Here is a 19,053-nt window from a genome sequence, read left to right on the forward strand (position 1 = left end):
TTGACAATATATCTAATTTTTATTGAAGTATTACTAATTTTTCATACTTCTCTGCAACTAGATTACTTGATGTTGATTTTACTTTTAATTTATAAATATAAACTCCTTTTCCTATTTTATTACCAAAATCATCTAAACCATTCCAAGTAATGCTTCTTGCTAAATTACCTGTTGTTACAACATTTTGATTAATTGTTTTTACTAATTTACCAGAAACAGTAAAAACCTGAACTTGTACTTCTAGTGTTTCATTAGGTTTGTTATGATTAAACCAAAACTCGGTGTAATTTACAAAAGGATTTGGGTAATTTAAAACATTTTCTAAATTTAGAATCGCATCGCTAACAACCACGAAGTTTAACGTAGCTTCTGACGAATTATTGTAAGTGTCCCAAGCTTTTATTTTTAAAGTATGAGGGCCAACTGCTAAATCTCGTAATTTGTAATTTACTTTTCCGGTAGTAAAATCGTTTAATTCTGTTTGATAAAAATCATTTAATATAATAGGATTCGTATTATCGCCATCTAAAACACCAACAATATCATGATCTACAGCAGTTAATGACGTATTAATTCCACTTGGGTCAGATAAAACTGCAATTAAATTTGGGGACACATTTGTGTTACCTCCTTCAATAAAAGATTCATCATTCATGTACAGTCTTATTTCTGGACCGACTGTATCATCAGGAGCGTTTTCATTTATTCCCCCTACAACAATATCAAAATTATAACCTGCTTTATCTATTTCGCCATTTTCTGCATAAAAACTTAACTTTCCTTTTCCGTAAGCAATTTTAATATCTTTAGGCACAATAAAATCAAACTTAAAGCTTCCGTTTTCAACAGTAGACTTTCCTCTAAATAGTTTACTGTCTTGAGTATCAAAAGTCATTTTAACTCCAAAACCATCATTATCTAAAGTAGTTTTATCAATTGGTTTATCAAAAGCAGTTGTAGAAAGAGAACCATTAAAATCACTTAAAACAATATTAGAATCATCAACAACGACTCCTTCAAAACTAACTTTAGACAATGCTTTTAAAGTATCTAAAGGTTGTGAAATATCTTTACCATTCATTTTTGTTATTCTAATGTTTGGTTGTGGAACCGCTAATTTCATAGCAGGATCACCAAAATGGTAAATAAAGAATTTTTGAGTATTTGTAAATTCGTTTTTGGTTTTCATTAAAGATTCTGCAATCGTTAAATCTTCATTATTAAACTCTAATAAAATTCTAATTAATTCTTGATTAAAACGTTGACCTACAGAAATAAAAACCTCTCTTGTTGTGGTTATCATACTTGCTGCTCCACCGGAAGCATTCCATAAAGTAAGTTCTCCTGCAGTAATTCTACTGGGGTTATCAAATCTAGAAAAATCACAAGTAACTGTAATTAAAAGAGGTAAGGTATTAGGGTTATTAAAACTCTGTATTTGTGGTTTTTCTAAAATTTTTTCAGACGCAAAACCATCTTCTCCTCCATGACCAAAATAATCAAAGACTAAAGTTCCTTTTTCAATAGCATTTGTAATTGCACTTTTCACTTCTGGATAACGCTCTCCACCAGAAGAATTCTCTTGTACATAAGAATCCGCATAAATTTTATTAACGTTAAAAATAGGTTTATTTACCCTAATTTCATCAGCAATCGTTTCTACTCCTTGTTCTATTACTTCTTCTCCACTTGCATCTATATCATCTGCTAAAAGTGTAATTGTATTTCGCCAATCTCCTATTGAAGTTTTAGTATAATAGGTTAAAATTTTATCAACTACATCTTTAGCTTGACTAACTGTTGACACAGGAATTCTACTAGAAGCAACATCTATAGTGTGGCTTGAGTTCATAGTTCCTTCATTATCTTCTAGCATCACAAAAAAATCGTCAGTAACCCAAGAACTCGCTAAATTAAAACTGTTTTCAGATAATTTTACGGGCACAATATTATTGTTTCCAGCAATTCTGTCTTTATAATCATACGAAGTATCACCAAAAAAACAAACATATTGTAGTTTTTTTTCTTCGGATGAATTTGTAGTATACACATGTTTTAAAAAATCTCTTATTCCTGTAATATCCTTAGATCCAGAAGAAAACTCATTATAAATAGCATCTAAGACAACAACTTTAGTGGTAAGATTTGAGTTTGTTTGATGATAATCTGCCAATCTTTGTGCTTCAGAAGACAATTCTGAATTTGTGATTACAATATAATTAATGTCTTTTATAGCGTGTAAATCTTGATTTAAAATTCTCCCATTTTGAAGCGAATTAGGGGTATAATAATCATTTTGATTCAATACCACATATTCTTTCAAAACACCTGAATTATCTTTAAAAATAAAATTACTACTAGTATCTTCATTTGTAATATTTTTAGGATCTATTGAATTACTAACATCCCAAACTTGAAAAATATTTGTATTATTCTCAATCTGATATTCTATGGTATTTGCTGCATTAGCTTGCTCAAAGCTTCTAAAAGAAAACTGATTTCCATCTGCGATTAATTGCTTCTTTCCAACGACTTCAATATAATCTAAATATGCATTTGCAGAAGGGTTCCCTCCATTATCATACACAATAGAAACATCAATTACATTTGATGAATTTTTAATATTTGCAGTTCTTTCTGAAGTATTTGCTTTTGTTAATGAACTTGGATTTACAGAAGAAAAACTAAGATTATAAATATCAGTCCCATTAATTTTTACAGCCATAGATGATGAAGCAACTGATGTAGAAACTCCTCGAACCTTAATACTTATATTTTCATCGGCTAAAGCATTTGGAAAAGGTATTTTAAAACTCTGAGTATTCTCTATATTAAAATCATCATTAAAAAACCACTGAGTACCTGCTGCAAATAAACTTATCTCCTCTTTTTCATAAAAAGTATAATCATTAAAAGTGCTTATTTGTGTAGTTGCATTTGTGGTTAATGGCGTTTTTTGTTGAATTCTCTTTCCATCGATATTAGAAACTGTGATAAAATAATAAGCTTCATCAGAATAGATGTTTTGTCTATGTTTTGCTGTATTAGTAGTTGTATTTACAATCCAATCATGAGGTCCTTTTGCATAAAAAAGGATAAAATCAGAATTATCGAAAGAACCATCATTTTCACCTTCTATATATATCGCATTTTCTTGTAAATCATCATACCTAAAATCTGAGTTTAGAACCGGAAGTAAACTACCACCACTTCCATAAATATGAATTTTCTTAGGATTTAAGTCGTTTGTAGAAACTCCTATTTGTTGTAATAAGTTTTTATCTATTTTAAAAACACCTGTAGTATCTACAGAAAACTTAAACCAGTCTCCAGAAGCCAATACAGAACTAGTTACTTGAGCGGGAATTAACTGGACAAAAAAACTAAAAAAAAGGATTAAAATGGGTCTATTCATAATTGTATTCAAATAACGCAAATTATTTATAGATATTTTAGCACTAATGCAGATAAATTATACTAAATTTAAAAAGCATTCGTTTAATAATTTGTGAATGGAAAAATGAAGCGTTAAAATTAGCAAATTACTTGTTTGAATGTATTATTATTGTAAATTGCATCGCTATAATAAAAACCCTAAACAATTTTCAATTAGGAAATGAGAAACATATTTAAAATATCTTTAGTTGTTCTATCAATCTTAGCTTTAGCTAGCTGTAGTAAGACAACCTCAGGAAATTCGACACTTACAGGATTACCTTTTAATAATTCTAAATTTGGTAACTATATTAGAGGAGGCTCATTTGCTGGTCAAGAAGTTCCTTTGGGAATGGTTGCTATTGAAGGAGGTTCTTTTACAATGGGACAAGTACAAGACGACGTTATGTTTGATTGGAACACAACACCTAAAAAAATGCACATTCGTTCATTTTTTATGGATGAAACAGAAGTCACCAACTCAGAATACTTCTTATATGTACAATATATAAAGGATGTTTTTCCTCCATCGGAAGAAAACTACAAGCATATATATAATTCTGTTTTACCAGACACATTGGTGTGGAGAAAAAGTTTGGGAAATACAGATATTTTATCTGAAAATTACTTAAGACATCCTGCTTATGCAGATTATCCAGTAGTAGGTGTTAGTTGGTTACAAGCAAACCAATATTGTAAATGGCGTACAGATGCTGTTAACTTAAAAAAGTTAATAGATAAAGGGTACATCAAAAATATTTTCGCAAACGATACACTTAGAAATTTCTTTGATACTGAAGTTTTCTTAGCAGATTCTGACAGACTTTTCGAAGGTGACACTACTGTTTATAAAAGAGGTATCAGATCAAGAGGTTCTGTAAAAAGTCAAAAAGGTTCTTTTCAAGGAAGAAAAATCACACAAGCTGATGGTGTTCTAAGTCAGAAATTTAGATTACCAACTGAAGCAGAATGGGAATTTGCTGCTAAAGCAAACATTGAAAACAGAGAATACAACAATATTAGAGGTAGAAAAAAATATGCTTGGAATGGTAAGTATACAAGAGAAAAAGACAAAAGATTTAGAGGAGATCAATTAGGAAACTTTAAACAAGGTAAAGGTGAATACAGTGGTTTATCTGGTTGGAGTTCTGATGGTTCTGATATTCCTATTAGAGTAAAATCTTATCCGCCAAATGGATTTGGTTTATATGACATGTCTGGGAATGTTTCTGAATGGGTTGCCGATGTTTATAGACCTATTATAGACAATGAAGCAAATGATTTCAATTATTTTAGAGGTAATGTATTTACTAGAAAAATGATTGATAAGGATGGAAAAGTTGTTATCGCTGATGGTTCTGCTGGAGCTGAAGTAGAATATGACACTTTACCGAATGGAAAAATAATACCAAAACAATTACCAGGAAGCATTAAGTACATTCCAATTACAAAAGACGATGTAACATTAAGAAGAAACTTTACAGTTTCTGATAATACGGACATTGGTGATGGAGACTTAAACTCATCTAGATTCTATGAAGATGATAAAGAAGAATTTGGCTCTAGACCAAGTATGTATAATTCTCCAAGAAGACCTACAAGAGTTATTGATCCTGACACGGGAAGAGAAGTAGTAGAAAATGATGCTAAAAAAAGGACTACCTTAATTAGCAATAGTACAAGAGTATATAAAGGTGGTGCTTGGTCTGATAGAGAATACTGGTTAGACCCTGCTCAAAGAAGATATTTACCAGAATATATGGCAACAAACTATATTGGTTTTAGATGTGTTACTGACAAAGTAGGCCCAATGACTTACAAAAAAAGAACCGCTAGAAACCCAGCTAGATAATAAAATATTTTATTAAAAAATTATGACCTCACTGTATGATTTACAGTGAGGTTTTTTTTATTTTTAAAGAATGAAGATTAAAGACATTTATAATTTATATTCTAAACATTATCTTGTAGATACAGATACAAGAAACATTAGAAATAATACACTTTTTTTCGCCCTAAAAGGTGACAATTTTAACGGAAATAAATTTGCAGAAAAAGCCATTAAACTCGGTGCTATATTCGCGATTATTGATGAAGAAGAATATAATACCCATACTCATACTATTTTAGTTGATAATGTTCTAGAAACACTACAAAGTCTAGCAAAATATCATAGAAACACATTAAAAACACCTATTATAGGTTTGACAGGCAGTAATGGTAAAACAACTACCAAAGAGTTAATAAACGCTGTTTTATCAAAAAAATATAAAACAACAGCTACAATAGGAAACCTAAATAATCATATTGGTGTTCCATTGACATTGCTTTCGATGACACCTAAAACTGAAATAGGAATTGTAGAAATGGGTGCAAATCACAAACAAGAAATTGCCTTTTTATGCTCACTTTGCGAACCAGACTTTGGTTACATAACTAATTTCGGAAAAGCACATTTAGAAGGATTTGGAGGAATTGAAGGAGTAATCCAAGGAAAAAGTGAATTGTATACTTTCTTAGAAAAGAACAATAAAACAGCATTTATAAATCCTAATGATCCTATTCAAATTGATAAGACAGAAAGAATAAAGACGATTCCTTTTGATGATAGTTTAAAATTTCTAGAAGTAAATCCCTTTGTAAAACTATCTTTTAACTCTAATGATATTCAAAGTAATCTTATCGGAAAATATAATTATACAAACATTGCAATTGCCTGTACAATTGGTAGTTTTTTTGATGTTAATGATACAGAAATTAAAAACGCTATTGAAAGTTACACTCCAGATAATAACCGTTCGCAAATTATCATAAAATCTTCAAACAAAATTATTTTAGACGCTTACAATGCAAATCCTAGCAGTATGAAAGCTGCTTTAGATAATTTTAATGCTATTGATGAAAAACATAAAACTATTATTTTAGGTGATATGTTCGAACTAGGAGAAACTAGTTTAGAAGAGCATCAAGCTATTGTAGATTTGGTGGAAAACTTAGAATTTGACAATTCTTATTTTGTAGGTGAAAATTTTTATCAAACGAAAACAAAGAACAATCGATTTAAAACATTTGAAGACTTGTTAGAACACATTAAAAACAATCCTCTTAAAGATCAATCAATTCTGATTAAAGGTTCAAGAGGAATGCGTTTAGAAAGACTGTTAGATGTTATTATTTAATAATACTCTTGTGATATTCTAATAGATTATCAATTGGTCTTTGTATTACACCTGTTACTTTTAAATTGTTCTTTTTAGCAACCTTTTCAAGAATATCTCTAAAGTAATGTGCTATTGAACCAATAAAATAGATTGGTGTTTCTGATGTTTTGTTATATGGTAATATTCTATATTTAAAAAATTCTTGAAATCCTTTTTTAATTATTTTTTTAATATATTTTTCATCTTTAAAATCAAACATAAATTTTGCAAAAGATGCTAAATACATGTTAGGATTAGATTCTCTATATAGGTTTCTTTTAATATAGTCTGCATCTAAATTAAATTCTTCGTTAAATTTCTCGGCAATTTCACTTGGCATTTTACCGTAATAATAATCAACTATTAGTTTTTTACCAAAATAATTACCACTTGCCTCATCCATTAAAATATATCCCAAAGAAGGCACTAACATTTCCATATTAGTTCCATCATAATAACAACTATTAGATCCTGTACCTAATATGCAAACTAAAGCAGGTTCGTTTTTAGATGCTGCATAAACTGCTGCTAACATATCTTCGGATATAAAGATTTTAGCATTAATAAAAATTGATTCTAATATATCTTTTAATATTTTAATTGGCTTTGGTGTACCACAACCAGCACCATAGAAATGAATTTCTTTTACTTCATCTTTAACATTAATAAGTTGAAACATATTAATGATTCTATTGTGTAATTCTTCTTCAGGAACAACAGCAGGGTTTAGCCCTAAAGTCCTTGTTCTAAAAGCTTCTTCCTTATCTTCACCTATAGCAATCCAATCTGCTTTTGTTGAGCCTCCATCTGCAATTAAAATCATAATTATTTATATTTTATACTCAAAGATATTATAAGTAAAATTCATATACAATAGTAAACCAATCAATCGTTTTCGTTTTAATTCTTTTAACTATTTTGATTAAGGATAAGAAAAAAAAATAGGTTAAATTATTGTAAATTTGTAATAAATAATTGATATGATTTTTTTTAAGAAAAAGGAAATTCCTTTAATAGATTTTTTTTCGGAAGGTTTTGTTGATATTCATTCGCATTTGCTACCAGGTATTGATGACGGGGCTAAAAATTTAGACAACTCTATTGAGTTAATTCTAAAAATGCGTTCTTATGGAATTAAAAATATAATAACTACACCCCATGTTTTAGGAGATGTTTATGCAAATTCTTCAAATACTATAAAAGAAAAATTACAGGAAGTAAAAGAAGAGCTTATAAAAAGGAATATAAAAGATATATCTATTGATGCTGCTGCAGAATACATGATGGATGAGCAGTTTTCTAAACTTTTAGAAAACAATGATATACTGACTTTAAAAGATAATTTTGTTCTTGTAGAAATGTCTTATTTTAGTGCTCCACTTAATATTTATGAAATTTTATTTGAAATACAATTAAAAGGATACAAGCCTGTTTTAGCACATCCTGAACGATATAGTTTTTATCATAATGATTTTAAAAATTATCATAAACTAAAAAAAGCAGGTTGTTTATTTCAGTTAAACTTATTATCTCTTACTGAACAATATGGAAAAGGTGTTCAAAAAATTTCTGACAAACTTTTAAAAGAGAATTTATATGACTTTGTTGGAACTGATACCCATCATCATAATCATTTAGCTCTTCTAAAAAAAATTGGTACTAAAAAGAATTTAGAAAAAATAAATCACTTATTAAATAATAATAAAAAGTTCCTATAAAAAATAAAAGCATCCAAATGGATGCTTTTATTTTAACTTAAAATTCTTTTATACCAAGGTTTTTTAACTTCATCTATGTAGCCATTTCCATAACCATAGCCATAACCATAACCATAACCATACCCTTTTTTCATATCAGTATCGTTCAAAACAATAGCCATATTGGGTAATTTTTTCTCGTTATATAAAGTCTGAGGTACATTTAGCATTCGTTTATCTAAATAATTTGCTCTAGTAACGTACATAAACATATCCGCATATTTAGCGATTAACAAAGTATCTGTCACAAGGTTTACTGGTGCTGTATCTACGATAATATAATCGTAATCTTTCTTTACTTCTTCAAATAATGCATTCACTTTATTTGTTAATAATAATTCAGCTGGATTTGGAGGAATTACTCCTGAAGAAATGATATCCAAACCTTCTATTTCTGGTATTGAAAATTTAACATCAGATAGCGAAATTTCATTATTAGTGATAAAGTTCGTAATTCCTTTTCTTTCTGATAATCCAAGATATTCCGTCACCTTTGGTGCTCTTAAGTCCATACCCATTAACAATACTTTTTTATTTGATAGAGAAAGGGCTGCTGCTAGGTTAATAGATATAAATGACTTTCCTTCCCCACTTGTAGTAGAAGTAATAAAAATAGTTTTACCTCCTTTATTATTTCTAATAGAACTAGGTAACATAAAATCTAAATTAGTTCTTATCAAACGAAAAGCTTCTGCCGTACTTGTTCTTGCATCATTTCCAATAACAATTTTATCATTTGTCTCTGAATGAGGTACATCTCCTATAAAAGGTAAACTTGTTAATTCCTCGATATCTTTTCTTGAGTGTATTTTTGTATCTAAAAGGTTTTTAATGTAAATAATAATAAAAGGGATTATTAGTCCCAATAATAAAGCAGCTAAATACACAATTTTTCTTTTTGGTGAAATTGGTATATTAGGCCCATAAGCGACATCAATAATTTTTGCATTTGATACTGCAACTGCTAACGAGATCGCTGTTTCCTCTTTTTTCTTTAATAAATAAGAAAATAAACCTGATATAATTTCTTGTTGTCTCGCAATATCAATAAAACCTCTTTCAACAACTGGTATTGTAGACTTTTTAGAACTTATTCTCGCTTCTTCCCTTTTTAGCTGCTTGTACTGAACACTTAAAGAAGAAGTTAAATTTTGTAAATTTTGCTTTAAATTTAATTTGAGATTAGAAATTTCATTTTCCAATGCGATCAATTGTGGATTTTTCACACCTGCATTTACAACCAGTCTATTTCTATTACTAATAAGTTCATTATAAGTTACGATTCCCTTAGTAATATTATCATTCTCAAAACCTAAATTTGTTGGCAACAATTCATAGACACCATTCGTTTGTTTCTTTATATTTTCTTGTATCCATTTCGCCAAGTTTAATTGTGTTTGAATTGCAAAAATATTTTGATTATTTAGAGATAAGTTTTCTAAAATTAATTCCCCTTCATTAGAGACACCAGTAAAGCCAGTTTCACTTTTATAATCCTTAATCCTATCTTGAATTGAATTAAGCTCTTTACCTACACTGCGAATACGATCATCTATAAATTCCTTCGTTTTACGAGAAACTTCATTTTTATCATTAATTGCATCAATATTATATTGTTTTACTACTTCATTTAAAAAATCTTCTGCTTTATGTATAATCGCATCATTTATAGAAAGGTTTATTACTGAAGAATTTTTACTAACAACTGATACTCCTAACTTTTTTTTATATTTAGTAATTACTTTATACCTAGGTGTTATTTTTACAATAATTTCTTTCTCAAATATCTCTGAAATTTTACTTTTAGGATTCATAGAAATTTCAAAAACGCCTAATCGAGAACTTATAGGTAAATTTAATTCACTTTTAGATTGAACGTTCCCTTCACCATCTTTTAAGGTAAACTTTTTATTCTTAGAAATTGATACTGAGATTAAAGTATCTTTAAAAAACAGAGCCAAATCTTTTTTTATAAAAGTGAAAATGATAGGTGACTTTTTATAAACCTCTACTTGTTTTACTCTTCCCTCTATAAAATACGAAACATCAAAATTAAGGCTATCAATAACACTTCCAATAATTTTTCTTGATTTTAGGATTTCAATTTCATTATCTGTATTATTACTAGAACCGCCCCCAACAATACCTAAATCTTCAAAAGCAGCTAATTCAGCTGAAATACCAGATTTATTATTGTCTTTGATTAAAATTGAGGTACTTGCACTATATTGAGGTGTTGCATAACGTAAATATACATAAGCTAAAGTTATAGAGAATATAGTAAAAAGCAAAAACCATTTCCAATGAACTAAATATTTTTCAACTTCTTCCCTAATATTTAAAGTATCATTATTATGTATAGCTTTATTTTTTTTTTCTTGAAAATCTTCCATGTTAGCGAGTAAGTATAGAAACTATTGTTATTATTAAACCAGTTACTGAAATAAATAAACTGGTATTTGAGTTTGAAGATGCCGATTGAATTCTAGCATAATTGGGTTCAACATATACCACATCATTTTGTTGTAAATAATACACTGGAGAAATATTTATATTATTAGATAACAAATTTACTCTGTATTGTATTTTTTGTCCATCTTCTTCTCTTTGAACCATTATATTATCACGTTTACCTGATATATTTATATCTCCTGCTAAGGCAATAGCTTCTAAAATAGTAATTCTTTCATTCGGAATCGTATAGGCACCTGGTTGTCGAACGTCACCTAAAACACTAATTTTATAGTTGGCAATTCTAATATTTATATTGGGATTTAAAATATAATCAGGCTCAAGTTTTTCTTTAAGTAAGTTAATAACTTCATCCCTTGACAAACCTCCAATTTTCAACTTACCAATCACAGGAAAATCAATTTCACCACTATTATCTACTAAATAGCTTTGTTGCTGCGCAACACCAATAGCAGAGTTAGAGGATGTAGAATAGGTAACTGCAGACAAATTAAAAGGTTTCACTGCCTCAGTATCTAGTGCAGTAATCGTAATTTGTAATAAATCATCTGGTTTTATAATTGTTTTATAACTATTACTGACTTTAGATTGATCTATTTCATCATTTTGAAAATATATAATCTCTTTTTTAGATACACATGACGAAAAAAAGTAAACTGATAAAAAAACGAATAACAAATAATTGCTATTCATACTTCTTGTTTTAAGCATATTTTATTTTTTTTTGCAAAAATAGGATAATAATTAATTCCTAACTAACTTTATCTAATGTTTCAAATTCTGAATTATTAGAAACGTATTCTGGAACTAAATTTTTCATTAATGAAACCAACTCTTGGTTGTCTAATTTATTAAAACCACATGATAAATCATCTATTTTTGATTTAAAATAAATATCATCTATTTTTTGGGTTTTAGCAATCATTATTTTTTCATGATATGTTTTTATCGTGTTTTCTCCATCAGCTAATAACTCTTCATATAATTTTTCACCAGGTCTTAACCCAGTTATTTTTATATCTATATCTTCTGGATATTTTAATCCTGATAAATGAATCATTCTTTTAGCGATTTCAAAAATCTTAACAGATTTCCCCATATCAAATATATAGATCTCTCCACCTTTTCCCATTGTACCAGCTTCCAAAACCAAGCTACATGCTTCAGGAATTGTCATGAAATACCTTGTAATTTCTTTATCAGTAACCGTTAAAGGCCCTCCATTGTCTATTTGTCTTTTAAATAAAGGAATTACAGAACCGTTAGAACCTAATACATTTCCAAATCTAGTCGTTGTAAACTTTGTCTTTTCTGACTGCTTACTTGAACAACTAATATACAACTCTGCAATTCTTTTAGAAGCTCCCATAACATTTGTTGGATTCACCGCTTTATCTGTGGAAACCATCACAAAACGCTCAATTTCATTTTCTATGGATAAATCTACTAAGTTTTTTGTTCCTAAAACATTTACTTTTATGGCTTCATACGGTGATTTCTCCATTAATGGCACATGTTTATATGCTGCTGCATGAAAGACTCTTTCTGGTTTATATTTTTTAAAAATCCGAGACATTTTATGCTTATCTCTGACATCAGAGACAATCGCTACAAAATTAGTAACACCTTTTTGAATTAATTCTTGTTGTAAATCATAAAGTGGTGATTCTGCTTGATCTATTAAAACAATCAATTTACATGAATACAAACTTAATTGCCTAGAAATTTCGCTTCCAATTGAACCTGCGGCTCCAGAAACTAATACAATTTTATCATTTACTTTTCTTTGTACAATTGGGTTATCGATAATAATTGGAGCTCTATCTAATAAATCTTCAATATTAATTTGTTTAATTTGATTCGCTTGTAAATTTCCTTCAATCCATTTTGATAATGGAGGAACAATCTTAACATCTAAATTTAATGCTATTAATTTATCTGTAATTTCTAAAAGTTTACTTGGTTTTATTTTTTGAATTGAAATAATTACTTCACTAATTTCATTTTTTTCTATGAATTCTTTAGTGATTTTAGAAAAATCGTATATTTTAATTCTATCAATTTTTTTATTTACTTTATTTTTATCATCATCAATAAATCCAAAAATTTGATAATTCCCTTCACGTTCTCTATTTAAAGCTCCATAGGTGATTATACCGGAATCTCCAGCTCCATAAATTAATGCATTTGTGATTGAATTTAATTCTGTAGATATAACTTCATAAAATGCTTTAAAAACATATCTACTTATAATTAAAACAAAGACAGAAACTAAATAATGAATAAGGACAATAGATTTTGGGATGGTGAAACTTGTGTTTATCCTAAATAATTGATTTACAACCATCATAAAACTAATAGTCATACTAAAAATTGTAACCCCTACAAATACATTAAAAACATCTTTAGTGCCCGTATGTCTTATAATCCCTTTATAGGAACCAATAATTAAAAAACTTATAGCCGCAATTATTACAACAAGTACTAGTTGTGATATTAAAATTGAAGTATCAAAATTAAGACTAATATCAAATCTAATAGAATACGCTACAATGAACGCAAAACAAATAAGTATAATGTCAATAACAAAAACAACCCACTTAGAGGCATATTTGTTGAGGGCTTTTAAAAAAAAATTTCTTATCATTCTTTATTAACAGATTATAAAAACCAAATTTACAAAAATTTCTTAATAGAAGTTGTGATTCGTTCAAAATCATTTTCTGTCAGATTAGATCCTGAAGGTAAACATAACCCGGATTTAAATAATCTTTCAGAAACAGATTCTCCATAATATGAACAATCTTTATAAACAGGCTGTAAATGCATCGGTTTCCATAAAGGTCTAGACTCAATATGATCTTTTAGTAATTGTAACCTCAAATCTTCTTTTGAAAAACCAGCTAGTTTTTCATTAACTAAAATACACGTTAACCAATGATTTGAAAAATAATTCGGGTTAGGTTCTTTATGCAGAGTAATACCAACCATATTATTAAACAATTCTGAATAGAATTGATTATTTTTTCTACGTCTACTGACATATTTATCTAATAAATCAAATTGTTTAACGCCTATTCCTGCAAGTATATTACTTATTCGATAATTATATCCTACATCTTGATGTTGATAATGTACTACATTTATTCTAGCTTGTGTTGCTAAAGAAATAACTTTCTGTTTATCTATTTCTCTATTACAAACAATTGCTCCACCTCCAGAAGTTGTAATGATTTTATTTCTATTAAAAGAAAAGACACCATATTTTCCGAAAGTACCACATTTTATCTTTTTAAATGTTGAGCCTAGAGCTCCGGCAGCATCTTCAATTAATTCTATTTTATATTTATTTGCTATTAATATAATTTCATCAATCTTTGCTGGCATTCCATATGAATGAACTATTATTATTGCCTTTGGTTTTTTTCCTTTTAATATTCTATCTTTAATTGCTTCTTCTAAATATTTTGGACACATATTCCATGTATCCTTTTCACTATCAATAAAAATAGGTTTTGCACCTAAATAAACAATTGGGTTTGCTGATGCTACAAATGTAAAAGACTGACAAAGCACCTCATCTCCTAAAACTACTCCACTTAAGATCAATGCTAAATGAATTGCAGAAGTGCCTGAGTTTAATGCGGCAACATTTTTATTACTCAAGTATAACTCTAATTTTGATTCAAAAGAATTTATGTTATCAAAAAAAGGAGATTCCTCTTGTATTAACATTTCTTTTAAAAATGAATTATCACTTAAATTTGAAGCGGAAAGAAGTATTTTATCATTCAATACTAATTATCTTAAAATTGCTATAAAAGTTTTAATTATAACATCTAAATCTTTTATTAAAGACCTTTGAGTAATATACTTTAAATTGATTTCTAATTTCTTTGGCATAATATAATCAATATAATATTGATTTGGATCTTCTTGTTCTGATAAAATCTCATTTTCATTTCTAAATTCAATAGAAGCTAAATCTGTAATACCTGGCTTTACATTTAATACTTTCTTTTGAGTCTCAGAATACAAGTTTACATATTGCCTTACTTCTGGTCTTGGCCCAACAAAACTCATATCTCCTTTTACAACATTAATCAACTGAGGAAGTTCATCCAATTTAGATTTCCGTAAATAATAACCAATGGTTGTTACTCTGGGATCTCTACCGCCTATCGTTAACAACCCTTTTTTATCAGCATTTAAATGCATAGTCCTAAACTTAAATATTTTAAAATCCTTATTATTTTCACCAACTCTTGTTTGTTTATAGAAAACAGGTCCTGGAGAAGATATTTTTATAATAATTGAAATTAAAAATAAAATAGGAAAAATAAAAAGTAAACTAATAAATGAAATAATAAAATCAAAAACCCTTTTAATCATTACATTATCCTTTAACTTTTATTACTGATTTTACAACAGCATCTACAACTGTACTTATATTCTCTTTTGACAAACTATAATAGACTGGTAAAGAAATTTCACATTCCCATAAAGATTTTGCTACAGGGAAATTATTTACTTCATATCCTAAACCTTTATAATAAGACAACATTGGTAATGGTTTATAATGTACATTTACAGAAACATCTTTATCAAATATTTCTTGAATTATTAAATTTCTCTGTTCTAATGTAACATCTTTTATTCTTAATAAATATAGGTGATATGAAGACTCTCTATATTGATCAATAAAATGAGGTGTAACTGCCCATTCATATTTATCTAATAAATATGAATATTCTTTAAAAATGCTTTTCCTTTTTGGTAACGTTTCAGATTCATACCTTCCTAACTCTACAAGTCCTATAGATGCCAAAATATCTGTCATATTACACTTAAACCCTGCATCAACAACATCATACTCCCAACTCCCTTTTTGTGTTTTTGCTAATGCATCTTTATTTTGTCCGTGAAGTGACAATGTATTTAATTGCTTATATACTTCTTCGCTATTAAAAGGTTTTGGCAGGTTGATACATATTGCTCCCCCCTCTGCAGTAGTTAAGTTTTTTACTGCATGAAAAGAAAAAACAGTAAAATCTACTTCAGACCCCACATTTAATCCTTTATACTTTGCTCCAAAAGAATGTGCTGCGTCAGAAAGAATCATTATTCTCCCTAATTTTTCTTGATTATCAGTTTGAGGGGTGAATTTTTCTTTAATCTCTGGCTTATTAACTATTGCTTTTAAATCATCAAACTGAATTGGCAGTCCACCAACATCAACAGGTATTATTGCTTTAGTTTTTGAAGTAATATGCTTTTCAATTTTAGATATATCAATTCCAAAATCAGAATTAACATCAACCATTATCACTTTTGCTCCTCTGTGCATTACAATATTAGCTGTGGCACAATATGTATATACTGGAACAATTACTTCATCTCCCTCTTTAATACCAAACCAATACAATAGTAATTCTGCTCCTGTTGTCCAAGAATTAACAGCTAACACATTAGAAACATTACAATAATTTGCTATTTTTTTTTCAAATAATTTAGTTTTAGGCCCAGTTGTAATCCATCCAGACTTTAAAGCATCAGTAACTTCAGCTATTATTTTATCATCAATTCTTGGTGGTGAAAAAGGAATCATATTATTAAATTATATTTTTTTTATTAGTTTAAACATTTTTCTATTAGGATAGGTAACAAAATCATAAAACACTTTATACCCAGATTTTTTATAAAACTGTAAAACATTTTCATTAACATCTGCATCCGTAGTTAAAGTTATTTTATTTACCCCCTTCTTTATTACCTCTGCTTCAAATTCTACTAATAATTTTTTACCAATCCCTAACCCATTTTTATCTGGCAAAACTCCGATAGATAGTAATTCTGCATAATTACCATCGTCTTTTATTACATCATCTCCTTTACCTAAGTTCTTAAATAATCTTACAAGTGCTAAAGGTTTAGTAAATAATAAAATTATTGATTGGTAGCTATATATTCTTAAATTAGATAGAATAAGTTTCTTATTAAACCCTTTAGAATGATAACAACCTACACTAAAACCTAAAAGCTGTTCAGTATCACTATCTATTGCACAAATAGAAATAGCATCTTTACTTCTTGCACAAGTTTTATAATAGGCTTTTAAAAAAGAAAAACCTAAAGTTGTTAAAAAAAAACCTTTAAATGAATTTAAATGTATTTCTGCAATTTGAACAGCTTCTGAAGCTGTTGAGTTTCTATAATTAATCATTTATATTAATTCTAAAATAGCTTTAACAATTTGTTGTAAATTATTTTTTTTTGACAAATGGTTCATTGCATATTTAAAACCATTTTCTCCTTTCAAATTTAATTCTTTTTTTTCTTCTAAAAAAGCTGCTTTCATTGCTTTTATTAATACACCTGTATCTTCTGGTTCTAAAACCCAACCTGCATTAGCTTCATTAATTGCTTTTGCAGAATCACTATCAATATCTACAGATGCAATAATAGGCTTTTTAGAAAACATATAAGCAGGTAACTTTGATGGTATTGAACTAGATGCTGCTCCTTTTTTAATTGGTAATAACATTACGTCTGCTGTTGCTTGTATTTCTGGGACTTTACCATCTGCAACAGCAACAAACTCTACTCTTTCTATATCTCTTAAAGAAACCATTTTTTCTAATTCTTCTTTTTTAGAACCAGAACCAGCAATAACCAGTTTACATTTTTCTAAATTGGCATTATAAAAAGATTCTATTAATAAATCGATCCCAGCAACTGGACCGATATTCCCCATATACATGAAGGTAAATAATCTGTCTTTATTACTTATATTCTGTTTTATTTTATCATATTCTATAAAAGACTCTTCATTTTGCCAATTTTTAACAACAAGAATCTTCTTTAAAGAAATATTTCTTGTAGCTGACAAGTAGTCTTTCATTTTTGTTGAAATAGCAATTACTTTTTTTGATTTTTTAAGCGTAAATTTATCAATTGGTTTTAACAGAATGTTAAAAAGACCACCAACTAAAGGTATTTTATTTGATAATGATTCTGGGTATACATCTTGTACATGCGTTATTAAAGAAATATTATATTTACTTGCCATTTTTGCCGCAAAATATTGTGCAAAAATTGGCCATGAATTCATATAAATAACATCTATCTCTTTATGATTTTTATGTATATATTTTTTACAAGCCATACCAAAGCTGTAACTTTCTCTAAGTCTACCAATTGCATTAGACTCAGGACATGTATAAGAATCTAAATTGATTAAAGTAAATGAATCTTTTTTAGATTCATTTTTAAAATCAAAACCATAAGGTCTCGTTGGTTTTGGTGCAATAACTGACACGTTATGTAATTTAGATAATGCAATCGCAAGGTCTTCAGAAAGTTTAGCTGAGACCACTGGTTCTGGTGAAAAAACAGCTGATATTATTAATATTTTTTTCGACATTAAATCTTTTTATTAATTAAAAATTATAGTAAATTTTTATTTACACATTCTATAAAAAATCACAAAAATCATTCTTAAAAATATTAGTCTAGATTTAATCATTTTTAAAATTGGTCGATTAGATTGAGAAACGTTCTGCCCATGAATTCTTCTTAAAATTGTAACATTATTTATATGTATATTAGATCTCATCATGTTAGCAGCTATTGATATCCACCAATCATGCGATTGAACGAAACTTGGGATAGGAAAAATAATTTCTATCAGTTTTCTTCTAAAAACCATACAACAACCAAAATAATCTCTTTTCCCCATGAACAAACCAATAATATTACTTAAATACATTTTAGAGGTATCAGTACTCAATGGGTTATTATTTTTATATGTAATATTAATATCGTTATTAAAGGTGTTAAAATTTGAAGATAAAAGTAAACTATCTGAACTTAATAAATTCTTTAACATTAAATCTAATCTTCCTTTAACCCAAATATCATCTTGATCTGACAAAAAAACAAAATCATTCTTAGCTATTAAAACTGATTTAGAAAAGGAAAATACATGTCCTTTATTTTCTTGATTTATATGAATTTTTATTCTCTTATCATTGATTTCATTAATTAATGAAACGGTGTCATCTGTTGAACAATCATCAACAATTATTATTTCATCTGCTGATCTTAACTCACTAAGAATTGATCTTAGTTGATCAACAATATATTTCCCTCCATTATAAGTGGCTAAACAAACACTAACTTCCATTATA

General features: G+C 28.3%; 14 protein-coding genes. 3 read left to right on the forward strand and 11 right to left on the reverse strand.

Features of this window, described 5'->3' with window-relative positions:
- Nucleotides 1-19: 19 nt before the first annotated feature.
- Nucleotides 20-3,415 carry a type IX secretion system sortase PorU gene (gene porU / locus BTO07_RS07990; protein WP_087520735.1) on the reverse strand — a complete coding sequence of 1,132 codons (3,396 nt, stop codon included), beginning with the start codon at nt 3,413-3,415 and terminating at the stop codon, nt 20-22.
- A gap of 201 nt (nt 3,416-3,616) precedes the next feature.
- Here porU and gldJ point away from each other — a divergent pair, with 201 nt between their 5' ends.
- A complete protein-coding gene (gldJ, locus tag BTO07_RS07995; protein WP_087520736.1) occupies nt 3,617-5,287 on the forward strand; it encodes a gliding motility lipoprotein GldJ in 1,671 nt (556 codons plus the stop codon).
- 70 nt (nt 5,288-5,357) lie between these two features.
- Entirely contained in the window at nt 5,358-6,614 is a 1,257-nt protein-coding gene (locus BTO07_RS08000) for a UDP-N-acetylmuramoyl-tripeptide--D-alanyl-D-alanine ligase (protein ID WP_087520737.1), read from the forward strand.
- Here the strand turns inward: BTO07_RS08000 and BTO07_RS08005 are convergent.
- Complete coding sequence (locus tag BTO07_RS08005; RefSeq protein WP_087520738.1) at nt 6,607-7,458, reverse strand: N-acetylglucosamine kinase; 852 nt, start codon at nt 7,456-7,458, stop codon at nt 6,607-6,609. The two genes, BTO07_RS08000 and BTO07_RS08005, sit on opposite strands and share 8 nt — an antisense overlap.
- A 157-nt stretch (nt 7,459-7,615) precedes the next feature.
- Between BTO07_RS08005 and BTO07_RS08010 the strand changes: the two genes are divergently transcribed.
- Nucleotides 7,616-8,353 (forward strand): tyrosine-protein phosphatase, encoded by a 738-nt coding sequence (locus tag BTO07_RS08010; protein ID WP_087520739.1) that lies wholly within the window; start codon nt 7,616-7,618, stop codon nt 8,351-8,353.
- A 32-nt stretch (nt 8,354-8,385) separates the two neighbouring features.
- On the opposite strand, the gene BTO07_RS08015 is transcribed toward BTO07_RS08010, so the two are convergent.
- Genes BTO07_RS08015 through BTO07_RS08055 form a run of 9 tightly spaced genes read right to left on the reverse strand, consistent with a single transcriptional unit; the run spans nt 8,386 to nt 19,049 of the window.
- Nucleotides 8,386-10,785 carry a GumC family protein gene (locus tag BTO07_RS08015; RefSeq protein ID WP_087520740.1) on the reverse strand — a complete coding sequence of 800 codons (2,400 nt, stop codon included), beginning with the start codon at nt 10,783-10,785 and terminating at the stop codon, nt 8,386-8,388.
- A gap of 1 nt (nt 10,786) precedes the next feature.
- On the reverse strand, nt 10,787-11,575 hold the full coding sequence (locus BTO07_RS08020) for a polysaccharide biosynthesis/export family protein (protein WP_232457108.1): 789 nt from the start codon (nt 11,573-11,575) through the stop codon (nt 10,787-10,789).
- Between the two features lie 40 nt (nt 11,576-11,615).
- The gene (locus tag BTO07_RS08025; RefSeq protein WP_087520741.1) at nt 11,616-13,511 is read right to left on the reverse strand and encodes a polysaccharide biosynthesis protein; all 1,896 of its coding nucleotides are present in this window, start codon (nt 13,509-13,511) and stop codon (nt 11,616-11,618) included.
- 29 nt (nt 13,512-13,540) lie between these two features.
- Nucleotides 13,541-14,659 carry a DegT/DnrJ/EryC1/StrS family aminotransferase gene (locus BTO07_RS08030; protein WP_232457109.1) on the reverse strand — a complete coding sequence of 373 codons (1,119 nt, stop codon included), beginning with the start codon at nt 14,657-14,659 and terminating at the stop codon, nt 13,541-13,543.
- Nucleotides 14,660-14,665: 6 nt separating this feature from the next.
- The gene (locus BTO07_RS08035; protein ID WP_198342525.1) at nt 14,666-15,256 is read right to left on the reverse strand and encodes a sugar transferase; all 591 of its coding nucleotides are present in this window, start codon (nt 15,254-15,256) and stop codon (nt 14,666-14,668) included.
- A gap of 4 nt (nt 15,257-15,260) precedes the next feature.
- Nucleotides 15,261-16,472, reverse strand: coding sequence for a DegT/DnrJ/EryC1/StrS family aminotransferase (locus tag BTO07_RS08040; RefSeq protein WP_087520742.1), 1,212 nt, complete (start codon nt 16,470-16,472; stop codon nt 15,261-15,263).
- A 9-nt stretch (nt 16,473-16,481) separates the two neighbouring features.
- Nucleotides 16,482-17,087: a GNAT family N-acetyltransferase gene (locus BTO07_RS08045; protein ID WP_087520743.1), complete on the reverse strand. Its 606-nt coding sequence runs from the start codon at nt 17,085-17,087 to the stop codon at nt 16,482-16,484.
- Nucleotides 17,088-18,287, reverse strand: coding sequence for a glycosyltransferase family 4 protein (locus tag BTO07_RS08050; protein WP_087520744.1), 1,200 nt, complete (start codon nt 18,285-18,287; stop codon nt 17,088-17,090).
- A 36-nt stretch (nt 18,288-18,323) separates the two neighbouring features.
- Nucleotides 18,324-19,049, reverse strand: a complete 726-nt coding sequence (locus BTO07_RS08055) for a glycosyltransferase (protein ID WP_087520745.1) — start codon at nt 19,047-19,049, stop codon at nt 18,324-18,326.
- Nucleotides 19,050-19,053: the final 4 nt, after the last annotated feature.

This window comes from Polaribacter sp. SA4-12, assembly GCF_002163675.1.
Lineage (GTDB): Bacteria > Bacteroidota > Bacteroidia > Flavobacteriales > Flavobacteriaceae > Polaribacter.